Source organism: Humidesulfovibrio idahonensis (assembly GCF_054657715.1).
The window spans coordinates 533466-559403 of record NZ_BAAHYE010000003.1; the positions used below are offsets into that span (position 1 = coordinate 533466).

Below are 25938 nucleotides of genomic sequence, written 5' to 3' on the forward strand. Positions count from 1 at the left end.
CTGGTCTGGCTTGTCTGCTCTGGCCTGGCCTGCCTACATAGTCCGTCTGCGTCGGCTGCTCTGGCCGGGCTGCTTCGGCCGGGCTGCTTCGGCCGGGCTGCTTCGGCCGGGCTGCTTCGGCCGGGCTGCTTCGGCCGGGCTGCTTCGGCCGGGCTGCGTCGGCCGGGCTGCGTCGGCCGGGCGCGCATCGCGCCTTGTGTGGCCGGGTGTGCGTTGCCATGGCCGTCGCGTGCGCGGCGCGTCTCCCGGTTGCGCTGACCACGCCCTCACAGGGACCTCGCGGCCATGAAGCCCACGCAGTTTTGTCTTGGTTAGCCGGTGTTTCCGCCGGGGGCAAGGGGGAAGCTGGCGGAGCCGCCGCCCTTGCCATCGCCGTGCTTTTTTATAATCATGCGGCAAGACTGTCAGTCCACCCATGAGCAGGCCCGCATCCATCGACGGGCCGGCAAGCTCTCCTCAACGCGCCGATGGAACTGCGAGCAACCGCCATGCCGGAGACTTCCCTGCCCTCCCCCCACCCTGCCCACCTGCGCGGCGTCAACCTTGGCGGCTGGCTGGTGCTGGAAAAATGGATGACGCCGAGCCTGTTCGAAGGGCTGGAGGCCACGGACGAGACCACCTGGTGCGCGGAACTGGGGCCGAAGGCGGCCGCAACGCTGCGCGCCCACTGGGACAGCTTCATCACGCGCGAGGACTTCGCCTGGCTCGCGGGCGTCGGCATCAACGCGGTGCGCATCCCGGTCGGGCACTGGGTCTTCGGCCCGCCGTACCCCTTTCATGAGAAATACGGCGCGAATCCGCATCCCTTCGTCACCGGCGGCATAGACGTGCTGGACCGGGCCTTTGCCTGGGCAAGCGAGTTCGGCCTGCGCGTCATCATCGACCTGCACGCCGCGCCCGGCTGCCAAAACGGCTTCGACAACGGCGGCATCATGAACGTTGTGGAGTGGCACACCAAGGAGGAATATCTGGCGCACTCCGTTTACGTGCTGGGGCGGCTGGCGCAGCGCTACCGCGGCCAGCCCATGCTCTACGGCATAGAGCTTTTGAACGAGCCGCGCTGGGACGTGCCGACGGAGCTGCTCAAGGGCTTTTACCTGCGCGCCTGCGAGGCCATACGCGCCCACTGCCCGCCGGAGCGCGTGGCCATTGTCTTCCACGACGGCTTCCGCTCGCACACCGAGTACCTGGGCTTTCTGCAACCGCCGCAGCACCAGAACGTCATCTTCGACATCCACCGCTACCAGTGCTTCAGCCGCGAGGACCTGGACATGGACATCCACGGCCATGTGCACAAGGCCGGAAACCTGTGGCGGCAGGAGGCCCACGACATAGCCGACGAGTTGAAGCTGCCCGCGATTGTGGGCGAATGGAGCCTGGGGCTCAATCTCGAGGTGGTTTCGCTCTGGGCCGAGGGCCCGTACGACTACGCCCTGACCAACATGGACGAGTTCCGCAAGGACGTGTCCTACCGGGCCTACGGGGCCGCGCAGCTGTTGACCAACGAGCTGTACAGGGGCTGGTTCTTCTGGAGCTACCGCACGGAAACCACGCCGGAATGGTGTTTCCGCGAATGCGTGGAAAGGGGCTGGCTGCCGCCGCGCTTCTAGTGGTAGCCGTTGCTCTCGCGCCGCTGGCCGAACAAGAGCTTCGTCTCGCCGACGCGGTTCAGGACCAGGGTGCGGCCGTGCAGTTTGCCCAGATCCGCGTGGAAGCTGATGTTCAGCAAGGTGGCGTGGGGCAGCTCGCGGCAGAGCATCTCAAGTATCTGCCGTTCGCCTTCGGGGTCAAAGGCGTCGGTGGCTTCCTCCAAAAAGATCCAGGCCGGCTGCTGGAGCAGCACGCGCACAAAACCCAACTGCTGCAGGGCGCGCGGCGGCAGCACCTGTTCCCAGTTGTCGGTCTCGTCCAGGCGCTGGGCCAGCCGCCCAAGGCCGACGCTTTCCAGCGCGCGCAAAATGGCTGCGGCGGAAAAAGCCTCCGGCGGGCGCGGGTAGCAAATGGCGTCGTGCAGCTTGCCCTCGGGCAAGAACGGCCGCTGCGCAAGAAACAGCATCTCGCCATCGCCCGGCAGGCTGACGCGCCCGCTGCCCCAGGGCCAGAGCCCGCCCACCACCTTGAACAGGCTGCCGGTCACGGCCGGGTCGCCCGAGATGAGCACCCGTTCGCCGCGACGGATCTCCACGTTGAAATTCTCGATGAGCACGCGGCCCGAGGGTTCGGCTATGCACAGGTCCTGTATCGTCAGGCTGGCCTGCTGCGAGCGCTCCAGCTGGATTTGCGGCTTGTCCGAGGCCTGGGTCTTGGCGTCCAGGTTCTGCATGTCCTCGTAGAGCGAGAGCACGCGGTCGGCGGAGGCGCGGCAGCGGGCTATCTCGCCGATGCTGTCCACCGGCCAGGAGAGCGCGGAGGTGAGCTGCTGGAAGGCCTGCGCCGCCTGCATGAGCGCACCCAGGGTCATGGCCCCGGCGATGTACTGCGGCGCGGCGACCAGAATAGGCAGCACCGGCAGGAGCGAGCCGTAGACCGTGCCGAAGGAGACCAGGCCCATGTAGGCCAAAGACTGTCTGGTCCAGTCGTGCATGACCTGGCGGAAGCGCGACGAGGACCCGGCGCGTTCCTGCGCCTCGCCCCGGATGAGCGCAATGGCCTCGGTGTGCTCCCGCGCGCGGGAAAGGCCGAAGCGGAAGGTCGCCTCCGCGGTCTGCAGGGCGTTTGTGGTGCGCACCAGCGGCCTGCCGAAGGTCCAGCCGAACACGCTGCCCAGAATGGCGTACAAAAAGGCCAGGGGCACCATGTAGCCCGGCACGTGCACGTTGGTGCCCGGCACGTCCATGGCGCCGGAGATGGACCACAAAATATTGATGAAAAGCCCCAGGGTCAGCAGGCTGAAGGTCAGGGAATGGGCCAGGCCGATGGCGCTTTCCGTGGCGATGCGGATGTCCTCGGCGATGCGCTGGTCGGGGTTGTCGTGCTCGCCCGCGGTGAAGAGCAGCCGGTAGTGGTGGGCGTCGCCCATCCATATCTCGACCAGCCGCTCGGTGAGCCAGGCGCGCCAGTCGATTTGCAGCCAGCGTTTGACCATGAGATGCGCGGCCGTCACACCAAGGGACGACGCCAGAATGACGCCGAACACCGCCACCTGGACCAGCACGCGGCGCACGGAATGCTGCTCCAGCGCGTCGTACAGCGCGCGGTTCCAGTAGTTGCCCCAAACGCTCAGGGCCACCTGCCCCATGGTGAGCAGCAAAAGCAGCAGCGTGGCGCCGCGCACCTTCATGCGGTGCTCGCAGTTCCAGTAGGGGCCGGCAAGGCGCAGCACCAGCCGGATGAAACGCGTTTGGGAGCCGATGACGCCTGGCGCGGCGGGCGCGGGTGCGGACGGCGCGGGTGTTTGAACTGGGGTCGGGTCAGTCATTGTTCTTCAATTTCACGCTGCGGATGATGTTACAGGCCTTGGCGCGGCCGGCCCCGGCAAGGACGCACGAACGCTTGACGCTCCGATATACCGGCAAGTCGCCTTGAACCACAAGCAAAAGCTGGGAGGCGCTCCTCCCCAAGACGCCAGTATTCCACGCATCGCCTTGGTCCGCAATCATCCTTGGGACGAAATAGCGCATGGCGACGCGCGCGGCTCCGCGTGGCGGCCACGGCCCCGGCGGAGGTTGAACCATGCGCGAGATTCTCGTGACAATGTCAAGAAGCATGCGTTCCCGGTCGGTTAGCCGCCGCGCTGGCCCGGAGGCGGCGCGCCGCCGCTCCGCGCGGCCTAGCCTGCCGCGCCCGCCGTGCGCATGCTGAGGGCGATGCGCCCGCGCTGCAAGTCGACCTCGGTCACGCGCACCAGCACCTCCTGGCCCACGTGCACCACCTGCGCGGGATCGGCCACAAAGCGGTCCGCCAGCTGGCTCACATGCACCATGCCGTCGCGGTGCACGCCTATGTCCACAAAGGCCCCGAACTTGGTCACGTTGGTGACGATGCCCGGCAGCTCCATGCCCTGCTCCAGGTCCTCGATGCGGTTGACGCCCTCGGCGAAGGCGAAGGCGCTGAAGGCCGCGCGCGGGTCGCGGCCGGGCTTCTCCAGCTCGGCCATGATGTCGTTGAGCGTGGGCAGGCCGATGTCCTCGGCCACGTAGTCCGCCAGGCGCACGCGCGAGCGTGCCTCCGCGCTGGCCAGCAGCTCCGGCACCGCGCACTTGGCGTCTTTGGCCATGCGCTTGACCAGGGCGTAGCGCTCCGGATGCACGGCGCTTAAGTCCAGGGGCTCCGCCCCGCGCACGCGCAAGAAGCCCGCCGCCTGCTCGTAGGCCTTGGGGCCCAGGCGCTTGACCTTGCGCAGGGCGTCGCGGGTGGCGAAGGGGCCGTTCTCGTCGCGGTGGGCCACCACGTTTTTGGCCAAGGCCGGGCCAAGGCCGGAAACAAAGGCCAGCAGCTCCTGGCTGGCCGTGTTCACGTCCACGCCCACGGCGTTGACGCAGCTCATGACCACGTCGTCCAGGGCCTTGCGCAGGCCCGCCTGGTCCACGTCGTGCTGGTACTGGCCCACGCCGATGCTTTTGGGGTCGAGCTTCACCAGCTCGGCCAGGGGGTCCATGAGCCTGCGTCCGATGCTGACCGCCCCGCGCACGGTGAGGTCCAGGTCGGGGAACTCCCGCCGGGCCGTCTCGGACGCGGAATAGATGGACGCCCCGGCCTCGTTCACCAGCGCCACGGGAATGCCGAGATCCAGCTCGCGCACAAAGGCTTCGGTCTCGCGCCCGGCAGTGCCGTTGCCGATGCCGATGGCCTCGACCTTGTGCCGGGAGCAGAGCTCCTTGAGGGTAGCAGCGGCGGCCTGGCGCTGGCTTGGCGAGGTGGTGGGGTAGATGGTCGCGTGGTGCAGCAGCGCGCCCTGGGCGTCCAGCACGGCCAGCTTGGCCCCGGTGCGGAAGCCGGGATCGAGGGCCAGCACGCGCTTCTGCCCCAGGGGCGGGGCCAGCAGCAGCCCGCGCAGGTTGGAGGCGAACACGCGTATGGCCTCGGCATCGGCCCTGGCCTTCACCTCGGCCCGCAGCTCGTTCTCCAGCGATGGCGCGAGCAGGCGCTTGCAGCCGTCGGCCAGGGCCGCCTCCACCTCCAGGGAATCCGGGCCGCGACCGCGCACATAGGCCCGGCGGGCCAGCTCAAAGACTTCCTCCTCGGCCGGGCGCAGGCAAAGCGACAAAAAGCCCTCGGCCTCGCCCCGGAACATGGCCAGGGCGCGGTGCCCGGGAATGGCGCGCAGGGGCTCGTCCCAGGCGAACCAGTCGCGGTACGTGGCCCCGGCCTGCTCCTTGCCCTTGACCACCTTGGACTGGAAACGGCCACGGCGCGCGAACAAATCGCGCACGGTTGCGCGCAGGCGGGGCTCCTCGGCCATGGCCTCGGCCAAAATGTCGCGCGCGCCGGCAAGGGCTGTGTCCACGTCGGGCACGCCCTTGGCCTCGTCCACAAAGGGCCGGGCCAGGGCCTTGGGGTCGCGCCCCTGCTGGAGCATGAGCGCCTTGGCCAGGGGCTCCAGGCCCTTTTCGCGGGCCATCATGGCGCGGGTGCGGCGCTTGGGGCGGTACGGCAGGTACACGTCCTCCAGGCGGGCCTTGTCCGGGGCCTTTTCCACTGCGGCCTTGAGCTCCGCCGTGAGCAGCCCGCGCTCGTCGAGGGACGCCAGGATGACCTCGCGCCGCTTGTCCAGCTCGGCCAGCTCGGCCAGGCGGTCACGGATGGCGGCCACGGCCACCTCGTCCAGGGAGCCGGTGGCCTCCTTGCGGTAACGGGCGATGAAGGGGACTGTGGCGCCCTCCTCCACCAGCTTGGCCACGGCGGCCACCTGGGCGGCGGAAAGGGACAATTCCCCGGCGATGCGGGGGGAGTATGCTTCGTTCACTGGGCGCTTCCTTGCTGTGGTGGATGCCGCGCTGGCGGATCATTGAAATTGTCGCGGCCGGCGCGGCCCTGTCTTGGCGTGTGCTCACGCCACCGGGGGAACTACACGAGAATGCCGCGGCCTGAAAGTGCGCAGCGCGAAAGACGGCACATGGGCAGGCGCGGCAAGCGCCGCTCACTGCACGCGCAGGGCCACCTCCCGGTCGAGCAGGGTGACGGCCTTGACCCCGCCGCAGCTGGACTTGGCGATGAGGTTCACCAGCACGCGCAGGCGGTATTCTCCTGGCTCGTACGCGGTCACGTCGCTCACCGGATAGCCGGTGAGAATGGCGGGCTTGCGGCCGGACGGGCCGGAAAGCACGTCGATGATGCAGGTGACGAAGAAGCCCTCGGGCACGCGCGCCGGGGTGAGCCGCACGCGCAGGTGCGCCGGGCTGCCCGCGCTGGCGGCATAGCGCCGGGCGTCGAGCCGGGCCGTGAACACCGGCGTGGTGAGCGGACAGGCGGCGTCCGCCGGGCGCGCCGCGGCCCTCTCCGCCACCCGGACGGCCGGACCGGCTGACGTCCGCACAACTGGGCGGGCCGGAGGGCGGACAGATGGGCGCGCGGATGTGCCGGCAGACGGGGCATCCGCAGGACCGTTCTCCGGAACATCCGCCAGGACATCCGCCGAGGCCTCCGCCCCGCGCGCGGCCCCGAGGGAGACCCCGCACGGCAGGGCCAGCAGCGCAGCAAGACCGAGCGCCAGCCCCCGGAACCAGTTGCCAACGCTCCGCGACCTTCGTATGGAGAGCAATGCAAAGCCTCCTTGTTTCATGCCAACACGGGTTTGCGCGCCATGCCTGAACAACTCATCCTCGACCTGCGCCGCACCGTGCCCGCGTTCCTCGACAAATGGGAGCGCGGCATGGCCCTGGCCGGATATCTGCAAAGCACCACGGCCAAGCGCGAGGACTGCATCCGCTCGTACAACGGCTTCCTCGAGCCCCTTTGGGAGCGGCTGGAGCGCGGGCTGCCCCTGGAGGACTTTCCCGCGCTGATCCAGAACAGCGGCGGCTGGGCCGACGGGCTCATCCAGATGTCGCACCGGCACCGCCTGCGCGGCGTCACCCCGGAGATGTTCATCGGCTGCTTCACCACCCTGGTGCAGGCGGTGGAGGACATCCTCGAGGAAATGGACGCCGAGGGGCCGCGCACGCTTGCGGCCGTGCGCATCATCCACCGCCATGCCGACGCCGCCGTCACCCTGCTGGTGGCCGATACGGTGCTCATGGGCAGCGACGAGAACAAGGCCCGGCTCGACGCCTCCAACCGGCAGCTCACCCTTGAAAAGAACAAGTTCGAGAACATCTTCGCCTGCACCTCCGACCTGGTGCTGGCCACGGACGCCGCAGGCATCATAACCGAGGCCAACGCCACGGCGCAACGGCTGCTGGGCGAGCTTCTGTGCGTGGGCCAGCCCGTGTGGTCGGTCCTCGGCCTGGAGGGCTCGTCCATCGGCGAGGTGCTGGCCTATTATCCGCCCAGCGCCCAGCACGAAATCGGCATCTACGACGACATCTACTACTTCGAGCTGAACATCGCCCCCCTGCGCGACGTGAGCCTGGCCTCCAAGGGCTACCTGTTCCTGCTCATGAACATCACCGCCCATGTGCGCCACCGCGAGGTGCTGGTGCAGAAGGTGCAGGAGCGCACGGCCGAGCTGGAGACGGAAAAGGCCCGGCTGGTGGAGATGAACATCACCCTCAGGAATGTCATAAGCTCCATCAAGCGCGAGCGCGAGGAGTTCCACGAGGAGCTGGCCCGCACGGTGCGCCAGGTGTTCATGCCCACCCTGGCCCGCTTCCAGCGGGAGGAGGCCCCGGCGGTGCGCAGCGCCTACGCCGACCTGCTGGGCGACCAGCTTTTGCGCCTGTGCAGCGGCCAAAGCGCGGACGACGACGCCAGGCTGCTCAGGCTCTCGCCCATGGAGCTCAAGGTCTGCCAGTTCATACAGGCGGGCAAGCGCACCAAGGACATCTCCGAGGCGCTCAAGCTCTCGGTGGAGACCGTGCAGACCCACCGCAAGAATATCCGAAAGAAGCTGAACCTCAAGGGCGGCAACGCCAATCTCTTTTCCTTCCTGCGCACGCGCAAGCACTCGCCCGCCGACGAATAATGGGGAGATGGGTATACCCATTATCTCCCCATTTTCTCCTCTTTGATTCCAGTCACGATTCCTTCACTTTCGCATCATGGCAGCAACATGTGGCGAGAAGGAGCAATCATGAACGAGAATCCAGCTGAGAGCATCCGGCTGGCCCAGGCCCTGCGCGATTTCTTCGCCGCGGCCGACGCGGCCGGCCTGGCGCGGGCCTACGCCGGCATAGCGGCCGGGGGCGCGGCCCCGCCGGAGCCAGTCTCCTGGCTGGAGACGGAATACGCCTTCAACCGTCTCTTCGTGGGGCCGGGCGCCCTTGTGGCCCCGCCCTATTCCTCGGTCTATCTGGACCCTGAGCCCAGGCTGCTGGGCCGCGCCACGGAGATGGTCCGGGCCGTGCACGAGATCCTCGGCCTGGAGGCCACGGTGCGCGGCTGCGGCGCGCCCGACGACCACCTCTCGGTGGAGATCGACACGGCCCTTGCCCTGCGCGCCCGCCAAGAGGCCGCGCCAAACGATGAAAACCTGCGCGCGCTGCGGCGCTATTTCGTGGCCGAGCACATGGACGCCTGGATTCCCGTGTTCGCGGACCGGGTGCTGCGCTCTCCGGCAACCCCGGCGGTCATCGGCTTCGCCGTGCGCAAACTGGAAAAGTGGCTCCGGGCGGAGAAGGCCGTTCTGCCGCCCTATGGCGACGACACCCAACCGGCAACAGAAGGAGAATGCTCATGAGCGGATGGGACAAACACAAGATGGAGAAGGTTCTGGCCTGCGGCATCTCGCGGCGGAACTTTCTGAAGGGCCTGGCCCTGGGCGGCGCGGCCGCGCTGGCCCCCTGCCTGATGCTGCGCGCGCGCGACGCGGACGCCAACCAGAACTTCGAGCAGGGCTACCAGGTGTTCCGCAACGCCTGCCCGCGCAACTGCTACGACACCTGCTCCATCAAGAGCTTCGTCAAGGACGGCGTGGTGCGCTTCGTGGAGGGCGCGCCGGAATCCACCTTCACCAACGGCGGCCTGTGCGTGAAGGGCAACTCCTACGTGCGCTATGCCTACAGCCCGGACCGCATCAAGTACCCCATGCTGCAGGAGGGCCGGGGCACGGGCAAGTGGCGGCGCATCAGCTGGGACGAGGCCATGGACCGCATCGCCAAAAAGATTCTGGAGCTCAAGAAGCAGGACGGCTCGCTGCTGGGCCTGGCGCTCACCAAATATTCCGGCAACTTCGGCATCACCAACTACGGCGTGGAGGGGCTCATGTCGTCCCTGGGCTACACCACGCGCCTGGTGGGCACCCCCTGCTGGCCCGCGGGCATAGACGCCCAGAACTATGACCTGGGCAACATGTGGTGCAACGACCCCGAGGACATGGACAAGAGCCGCTACATCATCGTGTGGGGCGGCAACCCGGCCTGGTGCTCCGTGCACAGCATGAAATACCTCTACGCCGCGCAGGACGCCGGAGCCAAGCTGGTGGTCATCGACCCCGTGTTCACACAGACCGCGGCCAAGGCCGACGAGTACCTGCAGGTGGCCGCCGGGGGCGACGGCGCCCTGGCGCTGGGCATGTGCCGGCACCTGCTGGACAAGGAGATGTACGACAAGGCCTGGGTTGCAGCCAACTCCGTGGGTTTTGAGGAGTTCGCGGCCTATCTGCGCAGGGAAGTCACCGTGGAGTGGGCGGCCAAGGTCAGCGGGGTTCCGGCCGGGCGCATCCGCGCCATCGCCGAGGAATTCGCCCAGGCCAAGCCCGCCACCATCTGGATCGGCTATGGCATGCAGCGCCACACCAACGGCGGGGCCATGGTCCGCTCCATAGACGCCCTGGTGGCCATGACCGGCAACGTGGGCAAGGTGGGCGGCGGCGCGCGCTACGGCCACCTGCAGACCTGGGGATTCAACTACAACGCCATGATCCGCAAGCCGCCCGAGGGCAGCAAGGGCTTTGTGGGCGCGGCCGGGCCCAAGGGCGAATTCGACTTCGGCGGCGGCGCAAAGGCCCCCACCTACACGGACCGGGCCCTGAACATCAACAAGACCGCCCAGGAGATTCTGGACGCCAAGGACCCGGCCATCCGCATGCTCTGGGTCTCGTGCAAGAACGTGCTCTCCCAGGACTTCGACCGCATGAAGCTCCTGGAGGCCTTCAAGAAGCTGGAGCTTGTGGTGGTTGTGGACCATTTCTTCAACCAGACCGTGGAGCAGGCCGACATCGTGCTGCCCGTCACCAGCCTGTTCGAGGAATGGACCGTCAACGTCTCGTACTGGCACTACTGGCTGTCCATCAACGAGCAGGCGGTGAAGCCGCTGTTCGAGAGCAAGAGCAACATCGAAATCGCGGCGGCGCTTTCCAAGCGCATGAACGAGCTGGAAGCGGGCTCCTGCACCTATCCCACCGAGCTGGACACCAAGGAGTGGATGGAGAAGGAGTTCAACAAGAAGATCTACGACCTCTTCGGCATCGAGAGCTGGGAGGAGCTGCGCAAGGGCCCGGTGAAGGCCAAGATGCCGCAGGCCGCCTGGAGCGATCTCAAGTTCGCCACGCCCTCCAAGAAGTACGAGTTCAAGTCCGAGCTGTGCGAGAAAAACGGCAACAACGCCCTGCCCGTGTTCGTGGAAGGCCGCAAGCCCTACGACAAGCTGCGCGTGCTGACCCCGCACAGCAAGTTCAGCCTGCACTCGCAGTTCCAGAACCTGGACTGGATGATGGACTTCAACAACGAGCCCATCGTGTACATCAACCCCGCCGCGGCCAAGGCGCGGTCCATCAAGGACGGCGACCTGGTCAAGGTGTTCAACAAGACCGGCGAGGTGCGGCTCAAGGCCAAGCTCACCGCCAACGTCCCGGCGGACACCCTGCTGCTCTACGAGGCCTGGTTCCGGGGCCTGGGCTTCAACTGCCAAAATCTGGTGGACGACACCTCGTCGGACATGGGCAAGTTCAAGACCGGCGCGCCCGGCGTGGCCATCCACGACCAATTCGCCGACATCGCGCGGGCATAGGAGGACCGCACCATGAAAAAGCAACTCGCCTTCTACGTCGACGCCAAGCGCTGCATCGGCTGCTTCACCTGCGCCATGGCCTGCAAGAACCAGTATCAGACCGAGCAGGGCGTGGCCTGGCGGCAGGTGCATCCCCTCAAGGAGGACATCTACCCGCACCATGAGCGCGCGTTCTACTCGCTGGCCTGCAACCACTGCGAAAAACCCGTGTGCCTGGAGGCCTGCCCTGTGGAGGCCTACTACAAGCGCGAGAAGGACGGCGTGGTGGTGCACGAGCAGGAGAAATGCATCGGCTGCGGCAACTGCGTGCGCTCCTGCCCGTATGGCGCGCCGCACTACAACCCCGTGGAGAAGCGGGCCGAGAAGTGCAGCCTGTGCTGGCAGCGCCTGGACGCCGGGCTCAAGCCCGCCTGCGTGCAGAGCTGCCCGGTCAACGCGCTGACGCTCATCGACCTGGCGACCTTTGGCGAAACCAACGCCGTGCAATATCCCCCGGGCTACCCAAAAATGGAGAAGCTCAACCCGTCCACGCGCTTCCGCCAGGCGGAGCTGCCCAAGATCCAGAGGAGGGAGGACATATGAAACCGAGCATGGAGCTGCCCCTTGTGTTCTTCACGCTGCTCAGCCAAACGGCCATCGGCCTGACGCTGCTCTCCGGCGCGCGCCGCTGGAGCCTGGCCGGCGCGGACGCACAAGCCCCCGCCGCCGATCCCGACCGCAAGCTGTGGCTGACCGCCGCGGGCATGCTGGCGCTGGGCCTGCTGCTTTCGCTGTTCCACCTGGGCCACCCGCTGGATTCCATCACCGCGCTCAAGCACCTGTCCACCTCCTGGCTCTCGCGTGAGGCGCTGGCCTTCGGCCTGCTCACCGCCCTCGTCGCCGTCACCGCACTCAAGGGCCTGCCCGCGATCCTGGTGCGTCTGAGCGCCGCGCTCGGGCTCGCCGCCCTGTTCATCCAGGGCATGACCTACGCCCCGCCGAGCTTCCCCGCCGTGGACAACGGCCTGCCCTTTGCGCTGTTCCTGCTGAGCGCGCTGGTGCTGGGCGCCGGCGCGGCAAGCATGTTCGCGCCGGAGGACGCCAAGCCCGCCCTGGCGCGTGTGCTTGTCCCGGCCTTGTGGGTGGCCCTTTGCGTGCACCTGCTGGCGCCGAGCATCTGGCTCACGGGCGGCACGGTGACGCGCCTGACAGCCCAAGCCTACTTGAGCTCGCCGCTCTACTGGGCGCACATCGTCATCGGCCTGGCCCTGCCGCTGGCCGTGGTGACGCGGACCAGGACCATTCCGGCGTGGCTGCCCTGGGCCCTGATGCTGGGCGCCCTGTGCGGCCGCATCGTGTTCTACCTTGAAACCGTGCACACCGCCGTGAACATGGGCGGACTGTACTAAACCCGCAACGCCGGGCGGTCCATCCGCCCCGCCTTGCCACGGCCTTCCCCGCTTGCAGGCCCGCCTGGGGCGGCCTTCCCTCTGCCCGGCCAGGACCACGCGTCCCGGCCGGGCTTTTCTTTCCGCCCTTGCCGCGCGCCCTGCCCTGCGCCCTGCCCTGCACCCTGCCGCGCGCATGTGCGCCGTCACCGCTTTTTCTCTTTTTGTGTTGAATAATCCGGACACCGGAGGTAGAGACTAACTATGAATCCATATCGTTGTCTCTGCCGCGCCAGCCAGGCCAGCCCTCCGCTTTAGAAGGAGCCCCATGAGCGGACGGAAGCCGCCAGAACCCGCACCAGGCGGGCCTCAGGACGCGGACGCGGCCAGACCCCGCACGCCCCTGCCCTTCCCCGTGGTGGCGCTGGGCGCATCGGCCGGCGGCATTGAGGCCCTGCGCATCCTGCTGCACAATCTGAAAGAAACCCCGCAAGCCGCGCTGGTGGTCATCACCCACCTGCCGGCGGACAAGAAAAGCCACATGTCCGAGGTGCTGGCGAGCTTCACCGCCATCCCCGTCGTGGTGGTGCGGGAAGTCACGCCCCTCAGGCCCGGCCATCTCTACACCGTGCCCTCCGGCTGGGACCTGGGCATCGAGAGCGGCGTGCTTAGGCTGCTGCCGCCCGGACACGACCTGGGCTACCGCATCATCGACCGTTTTCTGGACGCGCTGGCCAAAGACCAGGGCGCGAACGCCATATGCGTCATCCTCTCCGGCTCCGGCACGGACGGCACCCGGGGCGCGGTGCATCTGGCCAAGGCCGGCGGCCTGGTGCTGGTGCAGGACCCCGCCACGGCCATCCATGCCGGCATGCCGGCCAGCGTTCTGGAATCGGGCGTGGCCGACGCCGTGCTCAGCCTTGAGGACCTGGGCGAGCGCCTGCCCAGGCTGCTCATCCACGCCAACCCGCGCGGCGCGGACAGGACGGCCCAGATACAGAAGGTGCTGGCCTTGCTGCGCCAGCAGACCGGCCAGGACTTTTCCGGCTACCGGCAAAGCACCATCGTCCGGCGCATCAACAAGCGCAGGCTCTTGACGGGCCACAGCAGGCTGGACGCCTACCTGGAGGAGCTGGAGAACAACCCGGAGGAACGCCTCCAACTCTTCAAAAGCCTCCTCATCGGGGTCACCTCGTTCTTCCGCGACCCGGAGGCCTTCGACCTGCTGCGCGACAAGGTCCTGCCGGGCATCTTCGCCGGGCGCTGCGGCGACGACCCGGTGCGGGTCTGGATAGCCGGATGCTCCACGGGCGAGGAAGCCTATTCCGTGGCCATGCTCATAGACGACTACATGGAAAGCACCGGGCAAGCCTGCGCCGTCAAAATCTTCGCCACCGACATCGACCAGACCGCCGTGGACGCCGCGCGCCGGGGCGCATACTCCCAGCGCGCCATGCAGCACGTTCCGGCGCAGAGCCTGGAGCGGCACTTCCACTGCAACAGCCGCGAGTGCACCGTGCGCCAGCGCCTGCGCGAGCGCATCGTCTTCGTGCACCACAACCTGCTGCAAGACCCGCCCTTCCTGCACATGGACCTTGTTCTGTGCCGCAACCTGCTCATCTACCTGACGGCCCAACTGCAGGAGAAAGCCCTGACGCTGCTCACCGGGGCGCTCAACCCCGGCGGCTACCTGTTCCTGGGCTCGGCGGAGAACGCGGACACGACCCTGCTGCAGTTGGAGCCCCTGGACAAGAAATGGCGGCTGTTCCGCAACCGGGCCACCACGGAGCGCCCAAGCCTGCACAAGGTGCTGGGCCTGCGCCGCGCGCCCGCCATGCCGGAGCAGCAGGAACCCGCCGGAGGCGCCCGGTCCAAAAGCTCCGCCACCATCGCGGCCGAGGCGCTCTTGCGCCATTATGATCCTCCGGCCGTGCTGGTGAGCCCGGAATTCAACGTGCTGCACCTAAGCGGCGACACAGCGCCCTATCTTTCCCTCACCCCGGGCGCGCCCAGCCTGCACATGCTCAAGCTTGTGCGCAAGGACCTGCGCCTTGCCCTGCGCGGCGCGCTGCAAAATGCCGCCGCCACTGGTCAGAAAACCCGCGCGCCGGGCCTGCGCCTCTCGGGCGAGCCCACCCGCAAGGTGGACCTGTGCGTGGACCCGGTTTTGGACGAGGCGGGCATGCTCACCTCGCTGCTGGTGGTGTTTGAGCCAAGCCCCAGCCTCGAGGCCCAGGCCGGCTGGCGCGACATGGAGCGGCTCACGGAGTCCGGCCTGGTGCAGCGCTACGAGGACGAGCTGCAGCTGACCCAGGAGCAGCTGCAAAAGGCCGTGGAGGAATACGAGAAGCTCAACGAGGAGCTGCGCGCCTCCAACGAGGAGCTCATCAGCATGAACGAGGAGCTGCAGTCCTCCAACGAGGAGATGGACGCCTCGCGCGAGGAGCTGCAGTCGCTGAACGAAGAGCTTTCCGTCAAGGTGGAGGAGCTGGCCCAGGCCCACGGCTTTGTGGAGAACCTGCTGCGCAGCACCAACGTGCCCACTGTGTTTTTGGACAACGAGCTGCGCGTAGTGCGCACCACCCCCACGGCCACGGAGATCTTCCACCTTGCGGTGACGGACCAGGGCCGGAGCATTGCGGATGTGAAGCCGCGCGTGCTGGACGAGCACCTGGTGGCCGACGCCAAACGGGTTCTGGCCGAATGCCGCGAAATGGAACGCGAGGTGCACGACCGCGAAGGCCGCAGCTTCATCAAGCGCGCCTTCCCCTACCGCAGCCCCCGCGCCGATGTGGAAGGGCTGGTCATGACCTACACGGACGTGACCAGGCTCAAGGCCGCGGAAGAAGTGCTGCGCCTGAACAACGAGGAGTTGGAAGGGCTTGTGGCCGCCCGCACCCGGGAACTCGATCTGGCCCGCAAGGAGTCCGAGCGGCGCGCCGCAGAACTTGAGGCCATCATGGAGCAGGTGCCGGCCGCGGTCTGGATAACCCGCGACACAGAGGCGCGTACCATCATCGGCAACCAGGCCAGCTACCGCCTGCTGCGCATGCCGCCTGGGGTCAATGTCAGCAAATCGCAAGACCAGCTGCCCTACACGTTCTGGAGCCACGGCAAGGAGCTGACCTACGACGAGCTGCCCATGCGCGTGGCCGCGCGCGGCGAGCTTGTGGCCGGCCTGGAACTCGACTTGGTCTTCGCCGACGGCAATCCCCGCACCATCCTGGGCAATGCCGCGCCCCTGCGCAATTTCCTGGGCGACGTCTCCGGCGCGGTGGGCGCCTTCCTCGACATCACCGACCTGAAACGCGCCCAGACAGAGGCCCAGCGCTGGCAGCACGTGTTCGAAAGGGCCGAGTTCGGCATCGCCATCTCGAACGTCGCCACAAACACCCTCACCTCCGTGAACCCCTCCTTCGCCAAGGAGCGCGGCTACACGCAAGAGGAGCTGACGGGCCTGCCCGTGGCCGAACTGTTCCCGCCGGAGGAGCGCACAGCGCTGTTCGAGCGGCTCAAGGCCCTGGAGGCCGTGGGGCACGGCGTGTTCGAATCCGCGCACCAGCGGCGCGACGGCAGCACCTTCCCCGTGCTGCTCGAACTCACCATCCTCAAGGACGATCAGGGCCGGTCGGTTTCGCGCGTGGCCTACGCCCTGGACATCACCGAGCGCAAGCGGGCGGAAAAGACCCTGCGCGACCAGGAGCAGGACCTGCGCGAGGCCCAGCGCATCGCGCACATCGGCTCGTGGCACTGGGACGCCGCCACCGACGCCACCACAGGAACCGAAGAGTTGCTGCGCATTTACGGTTTGGACCCCGCGGGAGCCATGCCCGACTTTGCGGACCAGAAGGGCACCCTCTACCCCGAGGACAGCTGGGAGCGCATCAACGCCGCCGTGCAGGAATCGGTGCGCACAGGCGTGGGCTATGAGCTGGAGGTCACGGCCTTGCGCCAGGGCCGTCCCATCTGGATCAACACCCGCTGCGAGGTGCTCTGCGACGGCGCGGGCCAGGTTACGGGCCTTCACGGCACCGTGCAGGACATCACCGAGCGCAAGCGCCTTGAAACCGAGCGCGCCGCCTACTTCGGCGAGGTTGAGCGCCAAAAGGCGTTTCTGGAAAACCTCATCCGGCACGCGCCCATTCTCATCGGCGTGGTGGAAGGCCCGGAGCACCGTTTCGTCCTGGCCAACCCGGTGTACGAGACCGTTCCGGCGGACAAGTCGCGCCCTGTGGTGGGCAGCACCATCGCCGAACTCTTCCCCGAGGTCTCCGCACAGGTGACGGCCCTGTTCGACCACGTCTACAACACGGGCGAGCCCACGAACGTGCGCGACTTCCCCGTGCCCATAGGCGACAGGCAGACGTGGTGGGACGCGGACTACATTCCCCTGCGGAACGCCGCGGGCAAGGTGGCCCAAATCCTCGTCCTGGCCTTCGAGGTGACGGAGCGGCACCTGGCGAGCGAGGTGCTGCGCACAAGCGAGCAGCGCTTCCGCACGCTCTTCGAGTCCATGATCGAAGGCCTGTGCGTGCTGGAGCTATACCGCAACGCCAAGGGCGAGGCCGTCGACTACACCGTGCGCGACGTGAACCCCGCGTACGAGCGCATCATGGGCGTCCGGCGCGAGGACATCCTCGACCGCCGGGTCACGCAGATTTTCGGCCTCAAGAAAGCGCCGGACCTGGAGACCTACACCAAGCTCGTGGACACGGGCGAACCGGTCTCCTTCGAAAGCTACGTGCCGGAGCTGAAGAAGCACTTCCGCGTCTCGGCCTTCCCGGCGCAAAAGGGCACCTTCGCGGTCATCTTCCAGGACGTGACCCAGCAGAAGCAGGCCGACGAAGCGCTTCTGGAGACCTCGCGCCGCCTGGGCCTGGCCCTTGAGGCAGCCAACGCCGGCACCTGGGAATGGGATGTCGAGACCAACGAGAACATCTGGTCCGAGGAGCTGTTCCGCCTGTACAACGTCGACCCCACGCAGAAGCAGGCCTGCTATGACGCCTGGCGCGAGTCCGTGTATCTGGACGACCGCGAGGCCGCCGTGCAGGCCGTGCAGGCCGCGGTAGAGGCCGCGGGGCCGCTCTCCATGGAGTACCGCGTCCTGGCGGCGGACGGCACCCTGCACTGGCTGCTCACCCGTGGGCAACCGCAGCTTGTGGTCAAGGGCCGCGTCAAGCGCTTCCACGGCATCGTCATCGACATAACGGACCGCAAAAAGGCCGAGGACAACGTCCGCACGAGCGAGCAGCGCTTCCGCGACCTGTTCAATTTCTCGCCGGTGCCGCTGTCCTTTGTCGACCGCGAGGGACGCATCCTCGACCTGAACGCGCGCTTCACCTCCACCTTCGGCTACGAGCTGCGCGACGTGCCGACCCTGGACGAGTGGTGGCGCGCCGCCTACCCCGACCCCGAGTACCGCGAATGGGTGCTCAAGACCTGGGACGCCGCCCTGGGCGACGCCGCCCGGAACCACACCGACATCGCCCCAGAGGAATACCGCGTCACCTGCAAGAACGGCGAGGTGCGCACCGTCATCGTCTCCGGCATCCCCGTGGCCGACGGCTTCATGGCCACCTTCTTCGACATCAGCGAGCGCCGCGCGGCCGAGGACGCCGTGCGCAAAAGCGAGCTCAAGTTCCGCACCGTGGCCGACTACACCTACGACTGGGAATACTGGCGCGACGCCAAGGGCAAGCTGGTCTGGGTCTCGCCCTCGTGCGCGCGGGTGACCGGCTACAACGCGGAGGAATTCCTCACCGACGCCGAGCATATCGTCAGAATCATCCACCCCGAGGACAGGATTCTCTACGAGGAGCACCTGCGCGATACAGACATCGACCGCTCCAAGGGCACCAGCCTCGACTTCCGCATCATCCACAAGGACGGGCACATCGTCTGGATAAGCCACCACTGCGTGGACATCCGCTCGGACGACGGGCAGGCCCTGGGCCGGCGCATAAGCAACCGCGACATAACCGACCGCAAGCTGGCCGAGCTGGAGGCCCAAAGCTGGGCCAAGTTCCCGCAGGAGAACCCCTCGCTCGTGCTGCGCCTGGGCCCGGACATGCGCATAACCCATGCCAACAAGGCCAGCGAAGCGTTCCTTGAATACTTCGGCATCGACCCGGGAGACATTTTCCCGCAGCCTTTACGTCAGCACATATCCGAGGCCGTCGGCCATCACCGGCGCGCGACCTTTGAAGTGGTGTTGCACAACACCATTCTGGACATGGCCGCGGTGCCCATAGCCGACAAGGACTACGTCAACATCTACGGCATGGACGTGACCGAGCGCAAAAATGCCCAGCTGGCCATGCTTGCCGCCAAGGAGGCGGCCGAAGCCGCCAACCGCGCCAAGAGCGAGTTCTTGGCCAACATGAGCCACGAGATACGCACTCCGCTCAACGGCGTGCTGGGCATGCTGCAGCTCCTGCGCGACGGCGCCTCGCCCTCCGAGCAGGTGCTCTACTCCCGCATGGCGTTCGACGCCGCGCGCAGGCTGCTCTCGCTGCTGAACGACATTCTGGACTTCTCGCGCATGGAGGCGGGGCGCATCACCCTCACCAGCGAGCCCTTCCAGCTCAAGGACATTTTCGACTCCGTGACCAACGTGTTCAAGCTGGCCAGCATGTCCAAGCGGCTGGAGCTCTCGTGCGAGGCCGAGACGGGCATGCCCGGCCGGTTCATCGGCGACGAGGCACGCATCCGCCAGATCCTCTTCAACCTCGTGGGCAACGCCATAAAGTTCACCCCGGCCGGATTCGTGCGCGTACACGCCTGGGCCCGGCCCCATGCCCAAGATCCCGGCCGCGCGCACCTGTACATCTGCGTCAGCGACACGGGCATCGGCATTCCCGACGACAAGATCGACCATGTGTTCCAGCGCTTCACCCAGACGGACGCCTCCTACACGCGGCAGTACGAGGGCGCGGGCCTTGGCCTGGCCATCGTCAAGCGCCTCATGCACGTCATGGGCGGCGACATCGCCGTGGACAGCGCCATAGGCCTGGGCACCGCCATCTACCTGCACCTGCCGCTGCGGCTCGAGCAGCGGCCGACCGCGCTTTCCGCCTCGGCCCTGGACGACTCCAGCACACCGGCCCGCAAACTCAGCATCCTCATCGCCGAAGACGAGACCATCAGCCAACTGGCCCTCAAGACGCTCATAACCCGCATGGGGCACGAGGCCGTCTGCGTCGGCAACGGCCGCGAGGCCGTGGAGGCGGTGCTGCGCCAGCGCTTCGACTGCGTGCTCATGGACATCCAGATGCCGGAGATGAACGGCGTGGAGGCCACGGAGCAGATACGCAAGCTCGGGCCGGAGCACGCGGCTGTGCGGATCATCGCCCTCACCGCCTACGCCCTGACCGGCGACAAGGAGAAGTTCCTGGCCGCCGGGCTCGACGACTACATCAGCAAGCCCGTGCAGGAGGAACAGCTGCGCGAGGCCCTGGAGCGCGTCATGCGGCGCGGCGAGGATGGGGACGGGGATGGGGACGGGAGAGAAGAATAGAACCAAGGGCTCCGCCCTTGACCCGCCGGGGGGAATGATTCCCCCCGGACCCCCTCGGACAAATCAGCGGACGCGTCGCCGTTAGGCCTCGTCCAGCACCTGCAACTGCTTGTGGATCTTTTCCGCGCTGTGCAGCAGCTTGGCGCGCTCCTCGTCGGTCAGCTCAATCTGCAGCACTTCCTCCACGCCGTTGGCACCAAGCTTCACGGGCACGCCCACAAAGGCGTCCTTGATGCCGTACTCGCCTGTGAGGTAGGTGGCGCAGGGCAGAATCTTGCGCTTGTTCATGATCACGGCGGCCACCATCTGCGTCACGGCCGAGGCCGGAGCGTAGAACGCGCTGGTCTGCATGAGGCGGATGATCTCGGCCCCGCCGTCGCGCGTGCGCTGGATGAGCGTCTCCAGCTTGTCGGGCGGCAGCAGCTCGGTGACGGGAATGCCGGCCACGGTGGAGTAGCGGGGAATGGGCACCATGTCCTCGCCGTGCTCGCCCAGGACCATGGCCTGCACGTTCTCCACGCTGACGCCGAGCTCTTTGGCGATGAAGTATTGGAAGCGGCAGGAGTCGAGGATGCCCGCCATGCCGGAGACGCGCGTGCGCGGCAGCTGGCCCGCGCGCATGGCCACGTGGCACATGACGTTCAGCGGATTGCTGACGATGATGTAGAAGGCGTAGGGGCTGTATTTGGCCGCGTTGGCCACGCACTCGCCCACGATCTTGGCGTTGATCTTGAGCAGGTCGTCGCGGGTCATGCCTTCTTTGCGCGTGGCCCCGGCGGTTATGACCACAACGTCGGAGTTGCGGGTCTCCTCCAGGTTGTCGCCGGAAATGCAGGCGGGCTCCAGCAGGTCGATGGGGCTGGCCTCGAGGATGTCCAAAGCGATGCCCTCGGCCTTGCCGGGCGCCTTGTCCACCAGCACCACGCTTTTGCACAGCTTGCGTTCAATGAGCCTGCGCGTGACCGCCCCGCCGACGTTGCCCGCGCCAAACACCGTGATCTTGCCGTTCATTTCCGCGCCCTCCGTTTTCAATCAGGGACCTGGTTCCTCAATATTCATGGCGCAGTCGGGGCTGGTTGTCAAACATCCGGCCCGGCCAAGGCTCCCGCCCAGAGACATAATCCGCATGCGGGGCAAACATTTCCGGCGTTCGTGTTGACTCCTTTCGCGCTAGGGAGGTATAGAAAAATATCTGGGACCCTCATTTGTTACGCAACTTGCGCCGCATACGCCGGAGTTCCCCCTTTCGGACGCGGGCTCACCCTTCTGGACCTGGTGCCGTTCATGAGCAGAACAGCCTTACTCGCCACTGCCGCCGCGGGCATATTGCTCGCCTTCGTGCTTGTGCTCACCGTCATGCGCGGCGCGACCGGCCCGCAAGATGATCCTTTCGGCGGGGCCCTGCGCGGCGGCGTGTTGCGCATCGGCTACGCGGTGGAAGCGCCCCACGCCTTTCTCAAGCCCGGCGGGCAGGTCACGGGCCAGTCGCCGGAGACGGCCCGGCTCGTGGCGGACCGCCTGGGCATCGCGCGCGTCGAGTGGCGCATGGCCGAGTTCGGCGCGCTTCTGGACGAACTGGAGCAGGGGCGCATCGACGTCATCGCCGCGGGCATGTTCATCACGCCGGAACGCGCCCAGCGCGCCAACTTCTCCGAGCCCATCTTCCACGTTTCCCAAGGGCTTTTGGTGGCCGCGGGCAACCCGCACAAGCTGGGCTCCTACCAGGACGCCCTGGGCAAGCCGCGCGTGCGCGTGGCCGTGCTCTCCGGCGCGGTGGAGGAGCTGCTCCTGCGGCGCATAGGCCTGCCGGGCACGCAGCTTGTGCCGGTGCCCGACGCGCAGACCGGGCGTGTCGCCGTGGAGACGGGCATGGCCGATGCCCTGGCCCTCTCCTCGCCCACCATCGAATGGATGATCCGGCACGACCAGCTGGGCCGCACGGAAAAGGCCCGGCCCTTTGAGCAGCCCGACCCGAAGCTCATGCGCCGCGCGGGCTACGGGGCCTTCGCCTTCCGCAAGAAGGACGCGAAGCTCCTCGGCGCGTGGAACGCCGCGCAAAAGCAGGTCCTCGCCAGCGCCGCCTACGCGGCGCTGATGCAGGAGTTCGGCTTCACGCCGGAGGACTATCCCGGCGCGCTCAGCGCCAAGGAGATACTCGCGCCATGACGCCCGCGGACCAGACACACCTTCGCCCCGCGGAGCGCAAACCCCGCCAAGGCCATTGGGAGATATGGGGCATCATCGGCCTGTCTCTCCTGGTCTGCGGACTTGTGGCCTGGGTACACCTGGCGCACCAGGAGCGGCTCACCGAGGCCACCCAGCGGCAGGACGCCCTGCGCCAGGCCCGGGTGGAGCTCGCCAGGGGCCTGCTCGCCCTGAGCCTGGCCGGAGGAGCCGACTCCCCCTACCAGCGCGACCAGGGCATGGCGCTCATCGACCAGTCGCTGCGGTCATTTCAGGAATCCCTCACCGCGCGGAACACCACGGACGCCGCCTCCGCAGCGCATTTCCAGCAAAGCGCCCGCGCCTTCCAGAACGCCTTGGCCGGCATGGGCGAATTGCGCAACACCCGCGCGGACAAGGCCGCGACTCTGCGCATAGCCTTCCACGAACTGGAGCAACAAGCCGAGCGCCTGGACGCGGACACGCGCCAGGACATGATGCGCCTGCACGAGGACCTGGCGCGGGAATACGGCTTGGCGCTGCTGTTTGCGGCCATGCTGCTCTGCGGCGGCGGCATCGTGCTGCTGTTCGCCACGCGCGCGCGTGAGAGCGCCGAGGCGCTGCGCCGGGCCCAGGCCAAGCGCCACGAGACCACCCTGCGCAGCATCGGCGACGGCGTCATCGTCACCGACGAACAGGGCCGCGTGGAGCTGCTGAACCCCGTGGCCGAGCAGCTGACCGGCTGGACCGACGCCGAGGCGCGCGGCGCGCCGGTGAGCCAGGTGTTCAGCATCATCAACGAACGCACACGCCAAAACGTGCCCAACCCCGTGGCCCAGGTGCTGCGCGACGGCGTCCAGGTGGAGTTGGCCAACGGCACGCTGCTGCTCGCCAAAAGCGGAGAGCACCGGCCCGTTTCAGACAGCGCCGCGCCCATCAAGGACGAAGACGGAGCTGTCATCGGCGCGGTGCTGGTGTTCCGCGACCAGTCCCATGAGCACACCTTCAGGCAGGCCCTTCGGGAAAGCGAGCACCACTACCGCACCCTGGCCGACAACGGCCAGGCCCTCATCTGGACAGCCGGGCTCGACAAGCTCTGCAACTACTTCAACGAGCCCTGGCTCACCTTCACCGGCAGACCGCTGGAAAAGGAGCTGGGCAACGGCTGGGCCGAGGGCGTGCACCCGGACGACTTCGACCGCTGCCTGCAGATCTACGTCACCGCCTTTGACCGGCGCGAGCGCTTCAGCATGGAATACCGCCTGCGCCACGCCAGCGGCGAATACCGCTGGATTGTGGACCAGGGCACCCCGCGCTACGACAGCGACGGTGTCTTCACGGGCTACATCGGCCACTGCCTGGACATCCACGAGAGCAAGCGCGCCGAAGACCGCCTGCGCAAGCTCTCGCGCGCGGTGGAGCAAAGCCCCGCGGCCATCGTCATCACCGACCTCGACGGCCGCATCGAGTACATGAACCCGGCCTACGAGCACATCACCGGCTTCACCGCCGCGGAGGCCATGGGCGCACGCGCCCATTTCCTGGAGCTGCAGGACCTCGCGCCGGAGCTCGCCGGGGGCTTTTGGCAAGGCATCGTCTCCGGCACGGACTGGCACGGCGAATTCCGCAACAGGCGCAAGAACGGCGAGCCGTACTGGGCCGCCGCCAGCCTTTCCCCCCTGCGCGACGCCAACGGCACGATCACCCACGTCATCGCGGTGAAGGAGGACATCTCCGAACGCAAGGCCGTGGCCCAGGCCCTGGAGGAGAGCGAGGCGCGCTTCCGGCGCATTGTGGAGACCGCCAACGAAGGCATATGGACCCTGGGGCCGGACGACAGCACCAGCTACATGAACCCCACCATGGCCGCCCTGCTGGGCTGCGAGGTGGAGGAGGCCATGGGCCGGCCCATGACCGACTTCATGTACCCCGAGGACCACAAGGACTACAAAAACCACATGCGCGCACGACACAGCGGCCAGTCCGAACGCTACGAGCGGCGCCTGCGCGCAAAGAACGGCGCCGAAATCTGGGTCCTGGTGAGCGCAAGCGCCATCATCGGACCGGACGGCGCGTTCGGCGGCAGCTTCGGCATGTGCGCCGACATCACCGAAAGCAAGCGCGTGCAGCGCATTTTGGAAACGCGCCTGGAACTGGCCCGCGCCGCCCAGGAGGAAGGGCTGGACGCCGCCCTCACCACCGCCCTGGACCAGGCCGAGGCCATCACCGGCAGCACGGTCGGCTTCTTCTACCTTTCGGACGAGGACGGCAAGCCCCTGCCCCTGCACTGGTCCACCCGCACCAAGGCCCAGTGCCAAGCCGAAGGCGAGGGCATGCGCGGCTGGGCCAAGGGCATGCGCTCCAGCAAGCCCGTCATGCGAAACACACCGGAGAGCCTTCCCAACGACCTGCCGCCGGGCCACGTGCCCCTGACGCGTGAGCTGCTGGTGCCCGTGCGCGAAAAGGGCCGCCTGGTGGCCTGCATGGCCGTGGGCAACAAGCCCCTGGACTACGACGAGCGCGATGCGGACACCCTGGCCACCCTGGCGGGCATGGCCTGGGAGGTGGCGAACCGCGAACGCGCCCAGACGGCCCTGGTGCGCAGCAAGGAGCTGGCCGAGGCCGCGACCAAGGCCAAAAGCGAGTTTCTGGCCAACATGAGCCACGAGATCCGCACGCCGCTCAATGGCGTGCTGGGCATGCTGCAACTGCTCAAGGGCGGCGCCACGCCGGAGGAGCAGACGCGCTTTGTGGGCATGGCCCTGGACGCCGGCCGCAGGCTGCTCGACCTTTTGAACGACATTCTGGACTTCTCCCGCCTGGAGGCTGGCGGCACCGTGCTCGCGCGGGAGCCCTTCCAACTGCGGGAGGTCTGCGCGGGCGTGGTCAACGTGCTTGGGTTCGTCAGCCGCAGCAAGGGGCTCTCGCTGCGCAGCGACATGGACGACTCCGTGCCCGAGTTCTTTGTGGGCGACGAGGCCCGCCTGCGCCAAATCCTTTTCAACCTCGTGGGCAACTCCATCAAGTTCACCCCGGCGGGCTTCATCCGCATCGGAGCCTGGGCCAGGCCATGCGCCACCAATCCGCAGATCTCGCACCTGCATTTGTGGGTGAGCGACACCGGCGTGGGCATTGAGGACGAGAAGATCGGCTACCTGTTCGAGCGCTTCACCCAGAGCGACGCCTCCTACGCGCGGCGCTACGAGGGCGCGGGCCTGGGCCTGGCCATCGTCAAGCGCATCGTCTCGCTCATGGACGGCAGCCTCTGCGTGGAGAGCGACCTGGGCGCGGGCACCACCGTCCATGTGGCCCTGCCCATGACCATCGCGCCGGCTCTAGCCGCGCTCAAGCAGGCCGCGACGCAGACGGCGCCCCGGTTCGCCGTGCCCCACGCGCCCGCTCCCGGCCTGCGCATCCTGGTGGCGGAGGACGACGAGATAAGCCTGCTCTCCACCCAGGTGATGCTGCGGCGCATGGGCCACGTGTGCGTGGCCGCGGCCAACGGACGCGAGGCCATAGAGGCCCTGGAGCGCGAGGACTTCGACTGTGTGCTCATGGACGTGCAGATGCCGGACATGGACGGCGTGGAGGCGGTGCAGATCATCCGCGCCATGCCGGAGCTGGGCGAGCGCGCCAAGGTGCCCGTCATCGCCCTCACCGCCCATGCCATGGAGGGCGACCGCGAACGCTTCCTCGCCGCGGGCATGGACGACCACGTGGCCAAGCCCGTGCAGCAGGACGAACTGGAGGCCGCCCTGGGCCGCATCAAGCGCAAGCTGATGCAGTAGGCCCGCGCGCGGGGGTGGTCATTTTCCTTGAGCCCGCGGCCATTACGGCATAGACAAC

13 protein-coding genes are annotated in these 25938 nt (G+C 67.4%); 9 read left to right on the forward strand and 4 right to left on the reverse strand.

Annotated features, from left to right (window positions below):
* Positions 1-488: 488 nt before the first annotated feature.
* The gene (locus tag ACYQ4W_RS08940) at positions 489-1610 is read left to right on the forward strand and encodes a glycoside hydrolase family 5 protein (protein ID WP_459855460.1); all 1122 of its coding nucleotides are present in this window, start codon (positions 489-491) and stop codon (positions 1608-1610) included.
* Here ACYQ4W_RS08940 and ACYQ4W_RS08945 read toward each other — a convergent pair.
* The 3 genes from ACYQ4W_RS08945 to ACYQ4W_RS08955 form a co-directional block, all read right to left on the reverse strand.
* Entirely contained in the window at positions 1607-3418 is a 1812-nt protein-coding gene (locus tag ACYQ4W_RS08945; RefSeq protein WP_459855462.1) for an ABC transporter ATP-binding protein/permease, read from the reverse strand. The two genes, ACYQ4W_RS08940 and ACYQ4W_RS08945, sit on opposite strands and share 4 nt — an antisense overlap.
* Positions 3419-3769: 351 nt before the next feature.
* A complete protein-coding gene (locus tag ACYQ4W_RS08950) occupies positions 3770-5905 on the reverse strand; it encodes a Tex family protein (RefSeq protein ID WP_459855464.1) in 2136 nt (711 codons plus the stop codon).
* A gap of 174 nt (positions 5906-6079) precedes the next feature.
* Positions 6080-6445: a hypothetical protein gene (locus tag ACYQ4W_RS08955; protein WP_459855466.1), complete on the reverse strand. Its 366-nt coding sequence runs from the start codon at positions 6443-6445 to the stop codon at positions 6080-6082.
* Positions 6446-6742: 297 nt separating this feature from the next.
* Here ACYQ4W_RS08955 and ACYQ4W_RS08960 point away from each other — a divergent pair, with 297 nt between their 5' ends.
* The 6 genes from ACYQ4W_RS08960 (at position 6743) to ACYQ4W_RS08985 (ending at position 19929) form a co-directional block, all read left to right on the forward strand.
* Positions 6743-8062, forward strand: coding sequence for a helix-turn-helix transcriptional regulator (locus ACYQ4W_RS08960; RefSeq protein ID WP_459855469.1), 1320 nt, complete (start codon positions 6743-6745; stop codon positions 8060-8062).
* A 108-nt stretch (positions 8063-8170) separates the two neighbouring features.
* Entirely contained in the window at positions 8171-8776 is a 606-nt protein-coding gene (locus ACYQ4W_RS08965) for a TorD/DmsD family molecular chaperone (protein WP_459855470.1), read from the forward strand.
* Positions 8773-11046 carry a molybdopterin-dependent oxidoreductase gene (locus tag ACYQ4W_RS08970; RefSeq protein ID WP_459855473.1) on the forward strand — a complete coding sequence of 758 codons (2274 nt, stop codon included), beginning with the start codon at positions 8773-8775 and terminating at the stop codon, positions 11044-11046. Before ACYQ4W_RS08965 ends, ACYQ4W_RS08970 begins: the two co-directional genes overlap by 4 nt.
* A 12-nt stretch (positions 11047-11058) precedes the next feature.
* Positions 11059-11628 carry a 4Fe-4S dicluster domain-containing protein gene (locus ACYQ4W_RS08975; protein ID WP_459855477.1) on the forward strand — a complete coding sequence of 190 codons (570 nt, stop codon included), beginning with the start codon at positions 11059-11061 and terminating at the stop codon, positions 11626-11628.
* The gene (locus ACYQ4W_RS08980) at positions 11625-12434 is read left to right on the forward strand and encodes a DmsC/YnfH family molybdoenzyme membrane anchor subunit (protein WP_459855479.1); all 810 of its coding nucleotides are present in this window, start codon (positions 11625-11627) and stop codon (positions 12432-12434) included. Before ACYQ4W_RS08975 ends, ACYQ4W_RS08980 begins: the two co-directional genes overlap by 4 nt.
* Positions 12435-12741: 307 nt before the next feature.
* On the forward strand, positions 12742-19929 hold the full coding sequence (locus tag ACYQ4W_RS08985) for a PAS domain S-box protein (protein WP_459855482.1): 7188 nt from the start codon (positions 12742-12744) through the stop codon (positions 19927-19929).
* 81 nt (positions 19930-20010) lie between these two features.
* On the opposite strand, the gene mdh is transcribed toward ACYQ4W_RS08985, so the two are convergent.
* Positions 20011-20940, reverse strand: a complete 930-nt coding sequence (gene mdh / locus ACYQ4W_RS08990) for a malate dehydrogenase (protein WP_459855484.1) — start codon at positions 20938-20940, stop codon at positions 20011-20013.
* Positions 20941-21213: 273 nt separating this feature from the next.
* Here mdh and ACYQ4W_RS08995 point away from each other — a divergent pair, with 273 nt between their 5' ends.
* Both ACYQ4W_RS08995 and ACYQ4W_RS09000 read left to right on the forward strand, forming a co-directional pair.
* Positions 21214-22095 (forward strand): transporter substrate-binding domain-containing protein, encoded by an 882-nt coding sequence (locus tag ACYQ4W_RS08995; protein WP_459855486.1) that lies wholly within the window; start codon positions 21214-21216, stop codon positions 22093-22095.
* Positions 22092-25880 carry a PAS domain S-box protein gene (locus ACYQ4W_RS09000; protein WP_459855488.1) on the forward strand — a complete coding sequence of 1263 codons (3789 nt, stop codon included), beginning with the start codon at positions 22092-22094 and terminating at the stop codon, positions 25878-25880. The genes ACYQ4W_RS08995 and ACYQ4W_RS09000 overlap by 4 nt, the downstream gene beginning before the upstream one ends.
* The last annotated feature ends 58 nt before the right edge of the window (positions 25881-25938 follow it).

Coding starts and splice junctions, on each gene's coding strand:
- ACYQ4W_RS08940 (WP_459855460.1), top strand. CDS start 489: ATGCCGGAGACTTCCCTGCCCTCCCCCCACCCTGCCCACCTGCGCGGC.
- ACYQ4W_RS08945 (WP_459855462.1), bottom strand. CDS start 3,418: ATGACTGACCCGACCCCAGTTCAAACACCCGCGCCGTCCGCACCCGCG.
- ACYQ4W_RS08960 (WP_459855469.1), top strand. CDS start 6,743: ATGCCTGAACAACTCATCCTCGACCTGCGCCGCACCGTGCCCGCGTTC.
- ACYQ4W_RS08965 (WP_459855470.1), top strand. CDS start 8,171: ATGAACGAGAATCCAGCTGAGAGCATCCGGCTGGCCCAGGCCCTGCGC.
- ACYQ4W_RS08970 (WP_459855473.1), top strand. CDS start 8,773: ATGAGCGGATGGGACAAACACAAGATGGAGAAGGTTCTGGCCTGCGGC.
- ACYQ4W_RS08975 (WP_459855477.1), top strand. CDS start 11,059: ATGAAAAAGCAACTCGCCTTCTACGTCGACGCCAAGCGCTGCATCGGC.
- ACYQ4W_RS08980 (WP_459855479.1), top strand. CDS start 11,625: ATGAAACCGAGCATGGAGCTGCCCCTTGTGTTCTTCACGCTGCTCAGC.
- ACYQ4W_RS08985 (WP_459855482.1), top strand. CDS start 12,742: ATGAGCGGACGGAAGCCGCCAGAACCCGCACCAGGCGGGCCTCAGGAC.
- mdh (WP_459855484.1), bottom strand. CDS start 20,940: ATGAACGGCAAGATCACGGTGTTTGGCGCGGGCAACGTCGGCGGGGCG.
- ACYQ4W_RS08995 (WP_459855486.1), top strand. CDS start 21,214: ATGAGCAGAACAGCCTTACTCGCCACTGCCGCCGCGGGCATATTGCTC.
- ACYQ4W_RS09000 (WP_459855488.1), top strand. CDS start 22,092: ATGACGCCCGCGGACCAGACACACCTTCGCCCCGCGGAGCGCAAACCC.